The organism is Streptomyces sp. NPDC055078 (assembly GCF_053607985.1).
Genome location: NZ_JBSGUP010001111.1, coordinates 1 through 1365 on the forward strand (window position 1 = coordinate 1; position 1365 = coordinate 1365).

Sequence of the window (1365 nt, forward strand, 5' to 3'; positions counted from 1 at the left end):
ACGGGCGCCCCGCCCACCGCGTGCGACGCCCCGCCCACCGCGTGCGGCGCCCCGCCCACCGCGTGCGGCGCCCCGCCCACCGCGTGCGATGCCCGGCGGCAGCTGGGCCACCGGCCGGCCCTGGCGGCCCTGCGTGATGATCGGTCGGCGTGACGGACGACCGTTCGGCGTGACGGACAATGGGGGGCATGCCTTCCGTACTGCCCGATGGTGAGCCCGTGCCTGGCGACGGGTCGCTTCCGGCGTCCGCCCTCGATGGTGCGGGTCAGCGACCGCTCGCCTTCTATCTGCATGTGCCGTACTGCGCCACGCGCTGCGGCTACTGCGACTTCAACACCTACACCGCGCCCGAGCTGCGCGGCTCGGGCGGCGTCCTGGCCTCCCGGGACAATTACGCGGCCACCCTCGCCGACGAGGTCCGCCTCGCCCGCAAGGTCCTCGGCGACGATCCCCGCCCGGTGCGGACGCTCTTCGTCGGCGGCGGCACACCGACCCTGCTGGCAGCGGGCGACCTGGTGGCGATGCTGGAGGCCGTACGGGAGGAGTTCGGGTTCGCGGACGGCGCGGAGATCACCACCGAGGCGAATCCGGAGTCCGTCGACCCCGCGTATCTGGCGGAGCTGCGGGCCGGAGGCTTCAACCGGATCTCCTTCGGGATGCAGAGCGCGCGGCAGCATGTGCTGAAGGTGCTGGACCGTACGCACACCCCCGGCCGTCCCGAGGCGTGCGTCGCGGAGGCCCGTGCCGCGGGCTTCGAGCACATCAACCTCGATCTGATCTACGGCACCCCCGGGGAGAGCGACGACGACTGGAGGGCCTCGCTGGAGGCCGCGGTGGGCGCGGGGCCCGACCATGTCTCCGCGTACGCGCTGATCGTGGAGGAGGGCACCCAGCTGGCCCGGCGCATCCGGCGCGGCGAGGTCCCGATGACCGACGACGACGTCCACGCCGACCGCTATCTCATCGCGGACTCCGTGCTCGCCGACGCGGGCTTCTCCTGGTACGAGGTCTCGAACTGGGCCACGACCGACGCCGGGCGCTGCCTGCACAACGAGCTGTACTGGCGCGGCGCCGACTGGTGGGGCGCGGGCCCCGGCGCGCACAGCCATGTCGGCGGGGTGCGCTGGTGGAATGTGAAGCACCCGGGCGCCTATGCGTCGGCCCTGGCCCAGGGGAGGTCGCCGGGCGCCGGACGCGAGCTGTTGTCCGAAGAGGACCGCCGGGTCGAGCGCATCCTGCTGGAGCTGCGGCTCCGGGAGGGCGTGCCGCTGGCGCTGCTGCGGGCGGCGGGCGCGGACGCGGCGTCGAGAGCCCTGAGGGAGGGGTTGCTGGCGGCGGCGCCCTATGGGGAGGGGCGTGCGGTGC

Annotated in this window: 1 protein-coding gene; it reads left to right on the top strand. The window is 74.2% G+C overall.

Translation table 11 applies throughout. The annotated features are described in order from the left end of the window. Positions 1-188 precede the first annotated feature (188 nt). Positions 189-1365, top strand: a 1177-nt coding sequence (gene hemW, locus ACWF94_RS40545; RefSeq protein ID WP_453500314.1) for a radical SAM family heme chaperone HemW, incomplete at its 3' end; no start/stop codon positions are given.